Origin of the sequence: Kribbella italica, assembly GCF_014205135.1 — a bacterium.
Lineage (GTDB): Bacteria > Actinomycetota > Actinomycetes > Propionibacteriales > Kribbellaceae > Kribbella > Kribbella italica.
The window spans coordinates 5,526,637-5,541,750 of record NZ_JACHMY010000001.1; the positions used below are offsets into that span (position 1 = coordinate 5,526,637).

The 15,114-nt window shown below is 69.9% G+C and carries 16 protein-coding genes; 10 read left to right on the forward strand and 6 right to left on the reverse strand.

Features of this window, described 5'->3' with window-relative positions; translation table 11 throughout:
* The first annotated feature begins 1 nt into the window (after position 1).
* The 6 genes from HDA39_RS25700 (at position 2) to HDA39_RS25725 (ending at position 5,759) form a co-directional block, all read left to right on the forward strand.
* Complete coding sequence (locus HDA39_RS25700; protein ID WP_184799229.1) at positions 2-1,597, forward strand: FAD-dependent oxidoreductase; 1,596 nt, start codon at positions 2-4, stop codon at positions 1,595-1,597.
* 24 nt (positions 1,598-1,621) lie between these two features.
* Positions 1,622-2,872 (forward strand): ABC transporter substrate-binding protein, encoded by a 1,251-nt coding sequence (locus tag HDA39_RS25705; RefSeq protein ID WP_184799232.1) that lies wholly within the window; start codon positions 1,622-1,624, stop codon positions 2,870-2,872.
* Positions 2,869-3,807, forward strand: coding sequence for a carbohydrate ABC transporter permease (locus HDA39_RS25710; protein WP_184799234.1), 939 nt, complete (start codon positions 2,869-2,871; stop codon positions 3,805-3,807). The genes HDA39_RS25705 and HDA39_RS25710 overlap by 4 nt, the downstream gene beginning before the upstream one ends.
* A complete protein-coding gene (locus HDA39_RS25715) occupies positions 3,797-4,627 on the forward strand; it encodes a carbohydrate ABC transporter permease (RefSeq protein ID WP_184799236.1) in 831 nt (276 codons plus the stop codon). The genes HDA39_RS25710 and HDA39_RS25715 overlap by 11 nt, the downstream gene beginning before the upstream one ends.
* Positions 4,628-4,818: 191 nt before the next feature.
* Complete coding sequence (locus HDA39_RS25720; protein ID WP_184799238.1) at positions 4,819-5,178, forward strand: anti-sigma factor antagonist; 360 nt, start codon at positions 4,819-4,821, stop codon at positions 5,176-5,178.
* 56 nt (positions 5,179-5,234) lie between these two features.
* Complete coding sequence (locus HDA39_RS25725) at positions 5,235-5,759, forward strand: dihydrofolate reductase family protein (protein WP_184799240.1); 525 nt, start codon at positions 5,235-5,237, stop codon at positions 5,757-5,759.
* Positions 5,760-5,855: 96 nt separating this feature from the next.
* On the opposite strand, the gene HDA39_RS25730 is transcribed toward HDA39_RS25725, so the two are convergent.
* Positions 5,856-6,641 (reverse strand): hypothetical protein, encoded by a 786-nt coding sequence (locus tag HDA39_RS25730; protein WP_184799242.1) that lies wholly within the window; start codon positions 6,639-6,641, stop codon positions 5,856-5,858.
* Positions 6,638-6,817, reverse strand: a complete 180-nt coding sequence (locus tag HDA39_RS42540; protein ID WP_184799244.1) for a hypothetical protein — start codon at positions 6,815-6,817, stop codon at positions 6,638-6,640. The genes HDA39_RS25730 and HDA39_RS42540 overlap by 4 nt, the downstream gene beginning before the upstream one ends.
* 116 nt (positions 6,818-6,933) lie before the next feature.
* On the opposite strand from HDA39_RS42540, the gene HDA39_RS25740 reads away from it, so the two are divergent.
* Positions 6,934-8,163 carry an MFS transporter gene (locus tag HDA39_RS25740; RefSeq protein ID WP_337925892.1) on the forward strand — a complete coding sequence of 410 codons (1,230 nt, stop codon included), beginning with the start codon at positions 6,934-6,936 and terminating at the stop codon, positions 8,161-8,163.
* Positions 8,164-8,167: 4 nt separating this feature from the next.
* On the opposite strand, the gene HDA39_RS25745 is transcribed toward HDA39_RS25740, so the two are convergent.
* Genes HDA39_RS25745 through HDA39_RS25755 form a run of 3 tightly spaced genes read right to left on the reverse strand, consistent with a single transcriptional unit; the run spans position 8,168 to position 10,516 of the window.
* Positions 8,168-9,205 carry an alcohol dehydrogenase catalytic domain-containing protein gene (locus HDA39_RS25745; RefSeq protein WP_184799246.1) on the reverse strand — a complete coding sequence of 346 codons (1,038 nt, stop codon included), beginning with the start codon at positions 9,203-9,205 and terminating at the stop codon, positions 8,168-8,170.
* A gap of 13 nt (positions 9,206-9,218) precedes the next feature.
* On the reverse strand, positions 9,219-10,187 hold the full coding sequence (locus HDA39_RS25750) for an aldo/keto reductase (protein ID WP_184799248.1): 969 nt from the start codon (positions 10,185-10,187) through the stop codon (positions 9,219-9,221).
* A gap of 5 nt (positions 10,188-10,192) precedes the next feature.
* Entirely contained in the window at positions 10,193-10,516 is a 324-nt protein-coding gene (locus HDA39_RS25755) for a carboxymuconolactone decarboxylase family protein (RefSeq protein ID WP_184799250.1), read from the reverse strand.
* Positions 10,517-10,643: 127 nt separating this feature from the next.
* On the opposite strand from HDA39_RS25755, the gene HDA39_RS25760 reads away from it, so the two are divergent.
* From HDA39_RS25760 to HDA39_RS25770, 3 genes are all read left to right on the forward strand, one after another.
* Entirely contained in the window at positions 10,644-11,516 is an 873-nt protein-coding gene (locus HDA39_RS25760) for a helix-turn-helix transcriptional regulator (RefSeq protein ID WP_184799252.1), read from the forward strand.
* Between the two features lie 132 nt (positions 11,517-11,648).
* On the forward strand, positions 11,649-12,275 hold the full coding sequence (locus HDA39_RS25765) for a TetR/AcrR family transcriptional regulator (RefSeq protein ID WP_184799254.1): 627 nt from the start codon (positions 11,649-11,651) through the stop codon (positions 12,273-12,275).
* The gene (locus HDA39_RS25770; protein WP_184799256.1) at positions 12,272-13,873 is read left to right on the forward strand and encodes a carboxylesterase family protein; all 1,602 of its coding nucleotides are present in this window, start codon (positions 12,272-12,274) and stop codon (positions 13,871-13,873) included. The genes HDA39_RS25765 and HDA39_RS25770 overlap by 4 nt, the downstream gene beginning before the upstream one ends.
* A 25-nt stretch (positions 13,874-13,898) precedes the next feature.
* Here the strand turns inward: HDA39_RS25770 and HDA39_RS25775 are convergent, their stop codons facing one another.
* The gene (locus tag HDA39_RS25775; RefSeq protein ID WP_184799258.1) at positions 13,899-14,762 is read right to left on the reverse strand and encodes a phosphotransferase; all 864 of its coding nucleotides are present in this window, start codon (positions 14,760-14,762) and stop codon (positions 13,899-13,901) included.
* Positions 14,763-15,114 lie beyond the last annotated feature (352 nt).

Consider the following 15,114-nt stretch of genomic DNA (forward strand, 5'->3'; position numbering starts at 1 on the left):
GATGCATACCGAAGTACTCGTCATCGGCGGCGGTCTCGGCGGAGTGGCCGCGGCCCTGTCCGCCCTGCGCGCCGGCCGCGACGTGGTGATGACCGAGGAGTACGACTGGATCGGCGGCCAGCTCACCAGCCAGGCCGTCCCGCCGGACGAGCACACCTGGGTCGAGCAGTTCGGCGTCACCGCGTCGTACCGGTCGCTCCGCGACGGCATCCGTGACTACTACCGCCGCCACTACCCGCTCACCGAGGCTTCGCGCGCGGCGGCCGAGCTCAACCCGGGGGCCGGCTACGTCTCCAAGCTCTGCCACGAACCGCGCGTCGCCGTCGCGGTGATGGAGGCCATGCTCGCGCCGTACCGGGCGAGCCGGCAGCTCCGGATCCTCCAGCCGTACCAGCCGGTCGACGCGACCACCGACGGCGACCGCGTCACGTCGGTGACGGTCCAGCACCGCGAGACGGGCGACCAGCTCACGCTCACCGCGCCGTACATCCTGGACGCGACCGAGACCGGCGAGCTGCTGCCGCTGACCGGCACGGAGTACGTGACCGGCTTCGAGTCCCAGGCCGACACCCAGGAGCCGAGCGCGCCCGCGACGGCGCAGCCGCTCAACATGCAGGCGGTTTCGTACTGCTTCGCGGTCGACCACGTGGACGGCGACCAGGTCGGCGACAAGCCCGCGAACTACGCGTTCTGGCGCAACTACCAGCCGCCGTTCTGGGGCGACCGGATGCTGTCGTGGAACGCGCCCGATCCGCGCACGCTGCAGGCCTCGCGCCGTACGTTCACCCCCAACCCGGACGACGACCCGCTCGCCGTGGTCGCCGACCAGCGGCGGACCGGCGGTGACACCAACCTGTGGACCTTCCGCCGGATCGCCGCCCGCCGGCACTTCCGGCCGGGCGCGTACGCGAGCGACATCTGCCTGGTGAACTGGCCGATGATCGACTACCTGGAGGGCAACGTCCTCGACGTCCCGGACGCCGAGCGCCACCTGCAGGGCGCGAAGGAGCTGTCCCAGTCGGTGCTGTACTGGTTGCAGACCGAGGCTCCCCGCCCCGACGGCGGCACCGGTTTCCGCGGCCTGCGGCTGCGCGGCGACCTGCTCGGCTCGACCGACGGGCTCGCGCAAGCGCCGTACATCCGGGAGTCCCGCCGGATCCTGGCGGACTACACGGTCGTCGAGCAGGACCTGTCGGTCGCCGTCCGCGGCGACGCCGGCGCGGTCGAGTACGACGACAGCGTGGGCGTCGGGATGTACCGGATCGACCTGCACCCCTCGACCGGTGGCGACAACTACATCGACGTCGCGAGCAGCCCGTTCCGGATCCCGCTCGGCGCGCTGATCCCGCGCCGGATCGAGAACCTGCTGCCCGCGAGCAAGAACCTCGGCACCACGCACATCACCAACGGCTGCTACCGGCTGCACCCGGTCGAGTGGAACATCGGCGAGGCCGCCGGCCTGCTCGCCGCCTTCTGCCTGGACCACGGGGTCAGCCCCCGCGCGGTCCGGGCCACCCCTGCTCTGCTCAGCGACTTCCAGGCACGACTGGTCGCCCAGGGCGTCGAACTGAGCTGGCCGGCCATCTCAGGTTACTGAGCACCGGCTACCGATGGAGGACTGATGAGATTTCGTTCGTTGACTGCGGCCGGCACGGTCGCGGCGATGCTGGCGCTGGCCGGCTGCGGTGGTGGCTCCGACGACGCCGGCGCGTCCGGCCCGGCCGACCTGCGGATGACGATCTGGAGCGCGAACGCCAAGCACACGGCGCTGTTCGAGCAGATCGCCGCGGAGTACAAGAAGACGCATCCCGACGTCGGCAAGATCACCTTCGAGTCGATCCCGATCGAGAACTACACCACCGCGCTGACCACCCAGATCGGTGGCGGCAACGTGCCGGACCTGGCCTGGATCCTGGAGAGCACGGCGCAGGACTTCGTCACGTCGGGCGCGCTCGCCCCGATCGACAAGGACCCGGACCTGCTGCCGAGCACGACCAAGACCTGGGAGAAGGACGGTCAGCTCTTCGCCTACCCGTTCTCCACCTCGCCGCTGGGCGTCTTCGTCAACACCGACCTGGTGACGGCGGCCGGACGACCGGCGCCCGCGCAACAGGTTGCCGCTGGCAACTGGACCTGGGAGCAGGCGACCGCCACCGGCGCCGCCGTACAGAAGAGCGGCAAGGGCGGCATCGTGGTCGGCGACTTCGACTACAAGGGCTGGGACACGCTGAACTCGATCTGGGCCGGCTGGGGCGCGCGGCCGTGGAGCGAGGACGGCAAGACCTGCGGGTTCGACCAGCCCGAGATGGTCGCCGCGATGACCGCGATCCACAAGATGGTGTTCACCGACCAGGCGATGCCCGGGCCGGGTGTCACCAAGGACTTCTTCGCCGGCGACGCCGCGATGGTGGTGACGCAGATCAGTCGCGCGGCCCTGCTGGAGAAGGCGAAGTTCAAGTGGGACCTGGTACCGCTGCCGAAGGGTCCGGCCGGTGAGTACGCCGTCGTCGGGCAGGCCGGGATCGGCGTCCTGAAGCGCGGCAAGCACGTCGACGCCGCGAAGGACTTCCTGGCCTTCTTCAGCAACCAGGAGAACTCGGCCAAGCTCGCCGCGTTCTTCCCGCCGCCGCGCAAGTCGCAGCTCACCAGCGCCGTACTGGCCAAGGCGAACCCGCTGCTCAAGCCCGCCCAGCTGGAGAGCGTCGTGATCGACGGCATCGAGCGCGGCGACATCAAGACCAGCCACACCGGGTACGCCGAGCTGCAGCAGACCGTGCGCGCCGCGCTCGACCCGCTGTGGAAGCCGGACGCCGACGTGAAGGCCGTGATGTCGGGCGTCTGCGCCAAGGTCAACCCGCTGCTGGCCAAATGACGCTGCTGGCCTCGAAGCCCGCTCCGCTGGTCAGGCCGCCGGAGCGGGCGCCGTACTGGACGATGCGGCGACGCGACGAGCTGGCCGGCTGGCTGATGGTCGCGCCGCAGCTGGTCGGGATCGTTGCCTTCGTCATCGTTCCGCTCGGGCTGGTGGTCTGGTACAGCCTGCACGAGTGGAACGTCCTGGCCGGCACCTTCGACTTCGTCGGCGGTGCGAACTTCGAGCAGCTCGCCTCGGACCCGCGACTGGGTCCGGCGTTGCGGGCGACCGGGTTGTTCTCGGTCGGGCTCGTCGTGCTCAACCTGAGCCTGGCGCTGTTCCTCGCCGTACTGCTGAACCAGAAGCTGCGCGGGACCGTGGTGTTCCGGACGCTGTTCTTCTCGCCGGTCGTGGTGACGCTGGTCGCCTGGACGATCGTCTGGGGCTTCCTGCTGCAGGACAACGGCGGCATCAACGGGTTCCTCGACCTGATCGGCCTCGACGGGCCGAACTGGTTGCGCGGTGAGAGCACCGCGATGATCTCGGTGATCGTGGTCCAGCTGTTCAAGGGTGTCGGGCTGAACATGGTGCTGTTCCTCGCCGCCCTGCAAGGCGTTCCGGCCGAGCTGTACGAGGCCGCGCGGATCGACGGCGCGTCGGCGTGGGCCCGCTTCCGCCGGGTCACCGTGCCGTTGATCAGCCCGACGATCCTGCTCACCTCGATCCTGACCGTGGTCGGGTCGCTGCAGGTGTTCGCGCAGATCGCCGTCCTGACGCAAGGCGGTCCGGGGACGTCGACGACGGTGCTCGTCTACTACCTGTACCAGCAGGCGTTCCAGTTCCATCACTTCGGCTACGGCGCGACGATCTCGCTGCTGCTGTTCGTCATCGTGCTCGCACTGACCGTCCTGCAGTGGCGGATGCGGCGGAAGTGGGTGTTCCATGAGTCGTAAGCTCAAGCTCTTGGTGTACGGCGTGCTGCTGGTCTGCTGTGTGCCGTTCGTCTTTCCCACCTGGTGGATGGCGACCACGTCGCTGAAACCGGTGAACGAGATCTTCGCGTTCCCGCCGCGGTTGTGGCCGCGCGACGTGACGTTCGATGCGTACCGGCAGGTGTTCGCATTGCAGCCGTTCGGGCAGCAGTACCTGAACAGCCTCTACATCGCCGTACTGGTGACTGTGGGGACACTCGTCGTGTCGTCGCTGGCCGGGTACGCGTTCGCGCGGATCCCGTTCCGCGGGTCGGGGGTCGTGTTCGTCGTCGTACTGGCCGGGCTGCTGGTGCCGAACGAGGTGACGATCATCCCGCTGTACCGGATGTTCGACGGGCTCGGCCTGGTGAACACCCACTGGCCGCTGATCCTGATCCCGGTGCTCGGCGCGCCGAGCGTGCTGGCGACGTTCATCATGCGGCAGTTCTTCATCACGCTGCCGCGCGAGCTGGAGGAGGCCGGGCGGGTCGACGGGCTGGGCCGGTTCGGGCTGTTCTGGCAGGTGTCGCTGCCGCTGGCGAAGCCGGCGATCGGCGCGGTCTCGATCTTCACCTTCCTGCACAGCTGGAACCTGTTCCTCGAACCGATCGTGTTCTTGTCCAGCAAGGACAAGTTCACCATCCCGCAGGCGCTGACCCAGTACGTCGACGCGTACGGCGGCGCGCTGTGGAACGTCCAGCTCGCGGCGGCGACGCTGAGCGCGCTGCCGGTCCTGGTGATCTTCGTGCTCGCGCAGCGGCAGTTCGTCGAGGGGCTGGCCCAGACGGGCCTGAAAGGCTGACGTTTCGTGGTGGGTGCTTGACGCTCCGCGCTCAACGGCGTCTCGGTGGGTGTGGAGGGTTGAACTGTCGGTTCGGCGGGTGATACTGCTGCGCAGACCGGTGGTTCAGTCCCGAGCCACCTGCCATCGCGACCGTCGGCCGACGGGCGCGCCCGGCGCCCGGCCGCCGACAATCCGAGGAGTACCAGATCGTGGCTGCCGACAGCGCGGATCTGTCCGTCCAGGTCGACCATCTCGGCCCGCACCCGCTGGTGCGGCTGTCCGGGGACGTCGACCTCGAGGCGGCCCCCGCCCTGACCGAGACCCTCCGCGCGGTGCTGGACACGATCGGCACCAAACCACTTGTGCTCGACCTGACCGAGGTCGAGTTCATGGACTCCAGCGGCCTCGGCGTCCTGGTCGGCGCCCACCAGCAGGCCGCCGTACAGGGCGGCGCCCTGATCCTGGCCGGCCTGCATCCGCGGGTCGCCAAGATCCTCCGCATCACCAAGCTCCACAAGGTCTTCACCATCGCCGACTCCGTCGACGAGGCGCTGGCTCCGGAGGCCTGACCGGGGTGCTCCGGTCGCGTGGAAAAATGGGGGTCCACGGACGGACGGGGAGCAGAGTGAGCTTTCACGCGGCGGTGTTCATCGCGGTCAGCCTGGACGGGTTCATCGCGCGGCCGGACGGTGCGATCGACTGGCTGACCGAGCGCGGCGAGCGGGCCGGCGAGACCGGGTACGACGAGTTCATGGCGGGGATCGACACCGTCGTACTGGGCCGCAACACCTACGAGAAGGTCCTCACCTTCGGCTTCTGGCCGTACGACGGCAAGCAGGTCGAGGTCCTCAGCACCACCCTCGCGGCCGACGTCGACGAACGCATCATCGTCCACCGCACCGTCGACGGGCTCGTCCAGACCCTCAACGACCGCGGCGCCAAACGCGTCTACGCCGACGGCGGCCGCATCGTCCAGACCTTCCTCCGAGCCGGCCTCCTCAACGAGCTCACCATCACCACCGTCCCGGTCCTGATCGGCGAGGGCATCCCGCTGTTCGGCCCGCTCGACCAGGACATCACTCTGAACCACAACGCCACCCGCAGCCTGAACGCCGGCCTCATCCAGTCGGACTACACCATCCCCCGCTAACCGGCCGTGCCGGTGCCGGGATCGTCGCCGCGCGAAGCGCAGGCGGGGCGACGGGCCTCCTCCTCCCTCCCCTCCCGGGAGGTTCCGGCGTACGGCTCAGCGGTCGCGTTCTCGGGTGGGGTTTTCTGGGCGGTGGGCTCGGGTGTGAGACTCGGAGGCCGAGCCGGAGGCTACCTGCTGGGACTTCGGGGTGGGGTTGAGGGCTGCATGGGCCGCCTGGGCCAAGGACTGGCTCTCGGCGGCGGCGTCCTGGAGCTGGGGCTTGACGCCGTCGAGCCGCTGGGTGACGTTCTTCAGTTCGGTGCCGAGGCCCCTGGCGCCGTCTCGCGTTGCGGCGTGGGCGGACTCGATCTTCGCCTCGGTGCCGGCGCGGTTCGCCTGCAGGTCGGTGGTGATCAGCGTGTGCACGGACGCCCGCGCATCCCCGATCCGCCGGTCAGCCGCGTTCAGCGAATTGTGGGCAGCCTCGACCGCGCCGGACAGATCCTGCAGGCGCTTCCCGAACTGCTCGGTCTGTGGCGTCGGCCCGCCGAGCTCGTCGACGAGCTTGGCGTGGATCTTCGCCCCCTCGACCAGGTGCTTCCCGGCGCGGTTCAGGTCACCGCGGATCTCGTCGACCTGCCCACCGGTACGCCGTAGCCGCCCGTCGATCGTGTCCGCGTCGATCATCGCGCTCTGCAGGATCGTCGCCGGCGCCACGTCGTCGTACGTCCGGACTCGCTCGGCCTGCTGCCGCAGCATCCCGATGTCGTCGTTGTTGCGCTCGACCTGCCCGGCCAGCGCGAACGCGTCCCCGGCGACCGTCTCGATCAACGGCCGCGCGGTCCCCACCGCTTCGGCCAGGTCGCGGGTGTGCTTGGCGATCTCCACCGGGTCGTTCACCGCGCGGCACCACCCGTCGTACCGGCGTCACCAGCCGGCGAACCGACGGCCGGCTCGTCGTCGGCCGCGAGAGCCTGCCGCAGTACGGCGGCCGCCTCCCGAAGGTGATTGCTCGCAGCCCGCAGATCCTCCTCCGGCGCCGGTCCGCCCGACTCCCCGACCGTCTGCTCGCCCACGCTCACCACTCCATCTCGACCCTCGACATCTGCCCGCCCACCGTAGCCCTCCCCGCAGGCCACGGCCCCAACAACCCGATTGCCCCGCTCGCCCATCAGGACGAAGATGGCTCCTCGTGCCCCGACGACGGTTGTTCGCCGACCTGAGTCCGCTGCGTGAGTCGGTCGACTTCCGGTGGCTGTGGGCCGGTCAGTCACTGTCCGCGGTCGGCAACGTGATGACGATGGTCGCGGTCTCGATCCAGGCGTACGACGTGACCGGCTCCTCGATCGCCGTCGGCGGACTCGGCCTGGCGAACCTGATCCCGACCCTCCTGCTCGGCCTCTTCGGCGGCTCGATCGCGGACGCCGTCGACCGGCGCCGCCTCGTCCTGCTCACCAGTACCGGACTGATGGCCGTCGGTATCCTGTTCGCCGTCCAGGCGTTCCTGCACTGGGAGAACCTCTGGCTCCTCTACTTGCTTACGGCGACCTCCGCCGCCCTGGCCGCGGTCGACGGATCGGCCCGCCGGACGTTCCCGCCGCGCTTCCTCCCGGTCCGCCTGCTGCCCGCCGCCGCGGCTCTCAACCAGTTGTCCTTCCAGGTCGCGATCATCGCCGCACCCCTGCTGGCCGGAGTCCTGATCGCCACGGTCGGCATCGGGGCGGCGTACGCCGTGGACGCCGCCACCTTCCTCGCCGCACTCGCCGGGGTCCGCCGCCTCCCACCCATGCCACCCGTCGGCGGCGGCGCCACCGTCGGCCTCCGATCCGTTGCCGAAGGCATCCGGTACGCCGCCCGCCACCCGTTGATCGGCATGATCTTCCTGCTCGACCTCAACGCGACCGCACTGGCGATGCCGACCGCGCTGTTCCCCGCCCTCGCCGACACCCACTTCGGCGGCGGCCCGCAAACCGTCAGCTACCTCTTCGCCGCCATCGGCGTCGGCGGCATCGTCGCCGCCACCCTCTCGGGTCCAGTCGGCCATCTCCGTCACCAGGGCCGCGCCATGCTCATCTCAGTCGCCCTCTGGGGTGCGGCGATCGGTGCAGTCGCCCTCACCCACCACCTCTGGCTGGGCCTGGTCTGCCTGGCGATCGCCGGCGCCGCCGACATCATCACCACCGTCTTCCGCGCCACCATCCTGCAAGCCAACACCCCCGACGACCTCCTGGGCCGGGTCAGCTCGCTCGACCTGATGGTCGGCATCGGCGGCCCCAACCTCGGCAACCTCCGAGCCGGCACCCTGGGCGGCCTGCTGGGCCCCGCCCCCGCCCTCCTCCTCGGCGGCCTCACCTGCCTAGTCGGTGCCGGCATCCTCACCGCATCGTCCAAGACATTCCGCCAGTACGACGCCTCAAGCTGAGGCGCTAGGGCCTGACCAGGACCTTCAGGGCGGTGCGGTCGTCCATGGCTTGGTAGCCTTCGGCAACTTTGTCCAGAGCGACCTCCTGGTCGAAGACCTTGCCGGGGTCAACCTTTCCGGCCAGTACGTCGGGCAGCAGCGTCTCGATGTAGGCGCGGGCAGGGGCCGGGCCACCAGTGAGCATGATGTTGCGGCCGAACAGGCTCGGGAAGCCGACCGGCGCATCGTCGTACTGCGGGACCCCGACGCGGCTGATCACACCGCCCGCGCGGACGACGCCGACCGCCTGGTCGTACGCCGGACGATGGCCGACCGCCTCAAGGACCACGTGAGTGCCGTCGCCGCCGGTCAGCTCGCGGACGCGCGCGATGCCTTCGTCCCCACGCTCGGCGACGACGTCAGTCGCGCCGTACTCGCGGCCGAGGTCGGTGCGAGCGAGGTGCCGGCCCATCAGGATGATCTGCTCGGCACCGAGCCGCTTGGCGGACAGGACCGCGAGCAGTCCGACGGCGCCGTCGCCGATCACCGTGACGGTCGTCCGCGCGCTGACCTCAGCCTTGACGGCCGCGTGGTAACCGGTGCCGTACACGTCCGACAGCGTCAGCAGCGACGGGATCAGCGGCGACGACTCCTCCACCGGTACGGCGACCAGGGTGCCGTCGGCGAGCGGGACGCGGACGGCCTCGGCCTGGCCGCCCTTGACGTCGCCGGCGTTCCAGAAACCACCGTGCCGGCACGAGGTCTGCAGGCCCTCGCGGCAGAAGTCGCAGGTCCCGTCGGACCAGGCGAACGGGGCGATCACGAGGTCGCCGGGCTTGACCGTGGACACGTCGTTGCCGACGGCCTCGACCACGCCCACGAACTCGTGGCCCATCGATCTGCCATCCGTTGCCTCAGGCATCGAATGGTACGGGTGCAGGTCGGACCCGCAGACGCAGGCCCGGACGACGCGGACGACCGCGTCGGTCGACTCCTGGACGATCGGGTCGGGGACGTCGACGACGCGAACGTCGCCGGCGCCGTACAGGTAGGTCGCCTTCATCTGGTTCCTTTGCTCAGAAGGTGGCGGGAGCCTGCGGGGTGCAGGCCTCCTCCACCGTGCGGATCTCGTCGTCGGTGAGGGTCAGCTCCAGCGCCGCCGCCGCGTCGGGGAGGTGGTGCTCCTTGGTGGGACCGACGATGGGAGCGTCGACGCCCGGGTGCTTCAGGACCCAGGCGAGCGCGATCTGCGCCATCGGTACGCCGCGTGCCTCGGCGACCTTCTGGACGGCGTCCGCGACGGGCCGGTCGGCCTCGCTGAAGCGCCGGTCGGCGACCGGATCGTTGCCGCCTCGCGTCGTTTCGGTCCCCCACGGACGCGCGAGCCGGCCCTTGGCCAGCGGGCTCCACGGGATCGACCCGACGCCCTGGTCGGCCAGCAGCGCGAACATCTCGCGCTCCTCCCCGCGCTGCATCAGGCTGTACTGGTTCTGCATCGAGACGAACTTCGTCCACCCGTGCAGCTGCGCGACGTACTGCAGCTTCGAGAACTGCCAGGCCCACATCGACGAGGCCCCGAGGTAGCGGACCTTGCCGGCCTTCACGACGTCGTGCAGCGCCTCCATCGTCTCCTCGGCCGGCGTCTCCGGATCGAAGCGGTGGATCTGGTACAGGTCGACGTAGTCGGTGCCGAGACGCTCGAGCGAGGCATCGATCTGCTCCATGATCGCCTTGCGGGACAGGCCGGAACCGCCCGGCCCGTCGTGCAGCTTGAAGTGCACCTTCGTCGCGAGTACGACGTCCTCGCGGCGGGTGTACTTGCGGATCGCGCGGCCGACGATCTCCTCGGAGCTGCCGAAACCGTAGACGTTCGCGGTGTCCCAGAAGGTGATCCCGAGATCGAGGGCCTGCCGGAAGATCGGTTCGGCGCCGGCGTCGTCCAGCGCCCACGCGTTGAACCCGCGCGAGGTGTCGCCGAAGCTCATGCAGCCGAGCGCGATCCGGCTGGCCTTCAGCCCGGAACTACCGAGCCTGGTGTACTCCATGGTGCTCACTCCTTGGCTCCGAAGACGTCCTTGGCGACGCCGATCGCCGACATCGCCCGCGGCCAGCCGGCGTAGAAGGCGAGATGGATGATCAGCTCCTTGAGCTCGGTCTCGGTGAGACCGTTGCTCTTGGCCCGTTCGAGGTGGTGGTGCAGCTGCTCGGTGTTGCCGTTGGCCACCAACGCGGCGCAGGTGATCAGGCTCCGGTCCCGCGGGCTCAGCTCGGGCCGGTTCCAGACGTCGCCGAACAGCACGTCGTCGGTCAGCTCGGCCAGCTTCGGTGCGAAGTCCCCGACCAGGCGTTGCGCGGGGGTCTGGTCGGCGGTCATGGCTTCGGGATCTGTTGGATCTGCATGCCGCCCAGTCAACGCCCCGGCGTACGGGCGCGGGAGTGACTGGTCTTCCGGGTAATGCCAGTACCTCCTTCGGGCCGTGGGCACCGTTTACGGTGGTGGCATGGACAACCGAGGCGAGATCCGCGAGTTCCTGGCCTCCCGGCGCGCGCGGATCACGCCCGAGCAGGCCGGCCTTCCGGCGTACGGCGGGAACCGGCGGGTCAAGGGGCTGCGCCGCGAAGAGGTCGCGCTGCTCGCGGGGGTGAGCATCGACTACTACGTCCGGATGGAACGCGGGAACCTGGCGGGCGCTTCGGACGCCGTACTCGAAGGTCTGTCCCGGGCGCTCCAGCTGGACGATGCCGAGCGCGCCCACTTGTACGACCTCGCCCGCGCCGCCGCGCCGGCTCCGGCGCGCAAACGCAAGTCCGCGCCGGCCACGGTGCCGGCGAGCGTACAACTGATCCTGGACACCATCGTCGACGCCCCCGCGTGGGTCCGCAACGCCCGCCACGACATCCTCGCCGCCAACCGGATGGCCCGCGCGCTCTACTCCCCCGTCCTCGCGGACCCGCGGCGGCCTGCGAACACGGCCCGCTTCGTGTACCTCGACCCGGCCGCCCAGGACTACTACCCGGACTGGGACCGCACCGCCAACGACATCGCCGCGATGCTCCGCTCCGAGGCCGGCCACAACCCGCACGACAAACTCCTGATCGAGCTGATCGGCGAGCTCTCCACCCGCAGCGAGGAGTTCCGCACCCGCTGGGCCGCCCACAACGTCCGCTTCCACCGCACAGGCCTGAAGAAGCTCCACCACCCGGTCGTCGGCGCCCTCGACCTCACCTTCGAGGCTTTGGAGTTTCCCGCCCACCCCGGGCTCACCCTCCTGATCTACACCGCCCCCGCCGGCACCCCCACCGCCGACGCACTCAAACTGCTGTCGAGCTGGGCCGCCACCGCCGACCAGTCCGGCGAGCTCGCGTCGCACTGACCCGGCGCTTTTTGATTGCCGGCAGCAACCAGGACCGGGCGCCGGCGCGAGGCGCAGCGACGACTCTCTTGTTCCATGCGCCGTGAGTGAACAGAGCTGGCTGAAATTGAACAGCCCTGTATAATCAGGTCCATGTCACCCACCGATGACACCTCGGGGTCGTCCGCGCAGCCGTCGTTCATTCAGACGGCGAGGCGCGGGCAGTTGGTCGAGGCCGCGATCGAAACACTCGCGGCAGTCGGCTACGGGAAGGCCTCGACGGTGCTGATTGCCCAGCGCGCGGGGGTGAGCCGAGGCGTGCTGACCTACCACTTCCGCGATCGCGACGATCTGATCGCGGAGGTCGTCGCGACCGTCTACGCACTCGGCGTGCGTGAGGTGGGTCCGCAGACGTTCGGGGCGAGCAGCCCGCGCGCGGCGTTGTTAGGGTTCGCGGCCGGCAGTGTGGAGTTCTACGCCGCCTACCCGACGCACATCGCCGCGCTCACCGAGATCTTCAACGCCGGCCGGCACACCGACGCTCCGGCCCGCCCGACGCGCAGTGAGCACAACCGGGAGATGGCCGACGTCCAGGACCTTCTGGTCGCCGGGCAGCGCGACGGCCAGTTCCGTGACTTCGACGCCGAGCAGATGGCGTCCATCATCCGCGCGGTCCTCGACGTGGCCGCCGTACAACTCACCAAGGGTGGCTCGGTCGAGGTGGTGCGCCACGAGACGGTGCGCGCGGTCGACGCCCTCACCCGTCAGGAGAAGCAGTGAAACGACTTGCCCTCGTACTGGCCGTAGCGATGCCGATCGCGATGGCCGGATGCTCGTCGAACGACAGCGATCCGCAGGCCGCGCCCGCGGACGCGCCGTTGACGGTTTCCACCAGCAGCGGGCAGTTGCACGGTGTCGCGACAGCCAAGGCCCGGATGTTCCTGGGCGTGCGCTACGCGCAACCGCCGACCGGCGAACGGCGCTGGGAGCTCCCTCAGCCTCAGCCCGCCGCCGACGGCGTGGTGGAGGCGACCAAGGCGGGGCCGCCGTGCGCGCAGGCTCCGACCTTGCCCGGGGCGAGCAAGTCGGACGCGGAGGACTGCCTGTTCGCGAACGTGACCACCCCCAAGCAGCTGAAGCCCGGCGACAAGTTGCCGGTGATGGTGTGGTGGCACGGCGGCGGCTTCACCACCGGCTCCGGCGCCATGTACGACTCGCAGCGGCTGGCCGACCGGGGCAACGCCGTCGTGGTCACGATCAACTACCGGCTCGGCGTGTTCGGCTACCTCGGGCTGCCCGGCCTCGAGGGCTCCGGCAACTTCGGGTTCGCCGACCAGATCGCCGCCACCGCCTGGGCCAAGCAGAACGCGGCCGCGTTCGGTGGCGACCCGGACAACGTCACGGTGTTCGGAGAGTCCGCCGGTGGCATGTCGGCGTGCGCACTGCTGACCTCGCCGAAGGCGAAGGGGCTCGTGCAGAAGGTGATCATCTCGTCCGGCTCGTGCATGATCAAATGGCCGACCGGCGGACTCTTCCCCGGCGTCCCCGCCATGACGCCGTACTCCTCCGTCGCTGCCACCAACGCCGCTGGTACCGCGGCCGCCGCGACGCTCGGCTGCCGGCAGGCCGATCCGATCGAGTGCCTGCGCAAACTGCCGGTCCCGGCAGTGATGAAGGTGAACCAGAACTTCGCCAACCACCTGAGCTACGGCACCGAACTACTGCCCACTGACCCCGCCAAGGCGCTCCAGGACGGCACGGTCGCGGAGGTCCCGGTGCTGTCCGGAGGCAACCGCGACGAGCACAACTCCTTCATCGCCGGGGCGGCGATCGCCGCCCCGAAGGCGTTCACCGCCGCGACGTACCCCGGGCTGGTCAAAACCGCATTCGGCCCGGCCGCAGCCCAGGTGCTGCAGCGCTACCCGCTGAGCAAGTACCCGTCGGCCCCGGCTGCGTGGGCCAAGATCGTCACCGACAGCGCGTGGGGCTGCCCCACCCTCGCCGGCAACCGCGCGATGGCCGCGAAGACGAAGGTGTACGGCTACGAGTTCGCCGACCCCAAGCCGCCGAACGTCAACGGCACCAAGGATCCCAGCCTGCTCGGCGCCGCGCACGCCGTGGACCTGCCGTACCTGTTCGACCTCGAGGGCAGCACCCTGCTCACCACTCCCGGCCAGGCCCAACTCGGCACGACGATGATCGACTACTGGACCAGCTTCGCCCGGACCGGCGTCCCCGCCGCTCCCGACGCCCCGGAAATGCAAGCCTTCACACCGCAATCGACCAGCGTCACAGCCCTCGCCTCCGGAGCCGTACGCACCGACGACACCGCCGCCACCCACCAGTGTTACCTCTGGCAGAACGTGCCATTGCCCTGACGATCCCGGAGGTTCTGCCGGGCGGCTAAGCCAGGCCCTCCTCCCTCAGGGAGGAGAGGGCCGCGCGGAGAAAGGCATCACGCCGGATGGTTGCTGTCGCGTCGTACAGCTCGGTGGGAGTGTTGAGGGCAGCGACAGCGTCCCAGTAGGCGACGTGCTCGGCCTTGGTGGCAGTCGCTTGTTCGTAGCCCTGGAGCACTTCGGCGGGTGCGTCGGGTCCGAAGGAGATGGCGGCCTGTTTGCGAAGCTCGGAGAAGTCGACGCCGCGGGCGCCGACGCCGGCGGTCTTCCAGTCGATGAGCGCCGCGATCTCGTCGCCGGCCCACAGGAGGTTGCCCGGCCAAACGTCACCGTGCAGAAAGACCTGCTCGCCGGCCGGCAGACCGTACGCCGCGACCGCCTCGTCGGCGGCTTGGAGGAGCGTTGTCGTCGGCATGCTCCCCGTACGGCGATCCGCCGCGAAGTCGTCCACCGCGATCGGCCGCAGGCGGACGGGCAAGGCGTCGCGCGGCGCAATCGAGATCGCGTGAACACGAGCAAGTACGGCGCCGGCGGCGCGCAACCGCTCGATCCCCGGAGGCGCCGCCCACCGACTGCTCCCCCGCAGACCGGACTCGAGCGTCGCGGGCACACCTGACATCTCCCCCAGCAGGTCAACACCAAGCAACCGCGGAGCCGGCAGCCCAAACCGCTCGGCCACCTCGAGCGCGGCGGCTCCGGTAGCCACCATCCCCGGGCCGATCCGCGGGGTCGGTGCCCGCAACACGGCCTCCGTCAGCCGCCCACGTTCGTCAACCCGCAGCAGCCACGGCCCCTGCCCGTCGTGCAGGGCACGAACCCCGACGATCCTCGCGCCACGACCAACCGCCGCAGCTGCCCACTCCAGCATCCGCTCGCTCGGCCCGCGGCCTGCGCCCTCAGTTTTCCCGCACACCGGCAGCCTAGCGACCGCGCCGGGTGCTCGCCACCGCTCAGGCGCCCGGCGTGAGATCAGAGCGCGCCGTTCCAGCGGCAGAACCGGCACCAATCCAGCGGCAGAGGAGGCACACCGGCAGCGGCAGAGAAGGCGCGCGGGTAGCGGCAGATCCGGCACGTACCCAGCGGCAGATCCGGCACACCGTCGTCTGGCGGGTCACGAGAGAGCCCGCCCAAGCGCGGACTGAGGGCGTTGGTTTAAGGCCATGCCAGCGCGATGCTCCGGAGTAGCCGAACCACGGTGAGCGCATCGGACCAGCACAGAC

Bases quoted from the DNA above. Each gene is read 5' to 3' on its own strand.
- HDA39_RS25700 (WP_184799229.1), top strand. From the start codon at position 2: ATGCATACCGAAGTACTCGTCATCGGCGGCGGTCTCGGCGGAGTGGCC.
- HDA39_RS25705 (WP_184799232.1), top strand. From the start codon at position 1,622: ATGAGATTTCGTTCGTTGACTGCGGCCGGCACGGTCGCGGCGATGCTG.
- HDA39_RS25710 (WP_184799234.1), top strand. From the start codon at position 2,869: ATGACGCTGCTGGCCTCGAAGCCCGCTCCGCTGGTCAGGCCGCCGGAG.
- HDA39_RS25715 (WP_184799236.1), top strand. From the start codon at position 3,797: ATGAGTCGTAAGCTCAAGCTCTTGGTGTACGGCGTGCTGCTGGTCTGC.
- HDA39_RS25745 (WP_184799246.1), bottom strand. From the start codon at position 9,205: ATGAAGGCGACCTACCTGTACGGCGCCGGCGACGTTCGCGTCGTCGAC.
- HDA39_RS25750 (WP_184799248.1), bottom strand. From the start codon at position 10,187: ATGGAGTACACCAGGCTCGGTAGTTCCGGGCTGAAGGCCAGCCGGATC.
- HDA39_RS25755 (WP_184799250.1), bottom strand. From the start codon at position 10,516: ATGACCGCCGACCAGACCCCCGCGCAACGCCTGGTCGGGGACTTCGCA.
- HDA39_RS25760 (WP_184799252.1), top strand. From the start codon at position 10,644: ATGGACAACCGAGGCGAGATCCGCGAGTTCCTGGCCTCCCGGCGCGCG.
- HDA39_RS25765 (WP_184799254.1), top strand. From the start codon at position 11,649: ATGTCACCCACCGATGACACCTCGGGGTCGTCCGCGCAGCCGTCGTTC.
- HDA39_RS25775 (WP_184799258.1), bottom strand. From the start codon at position 14,762: ATGCTGGAGTGGGCAGCTGCGGCGGTTGGTCGTGGCGCGAGGATCGTC.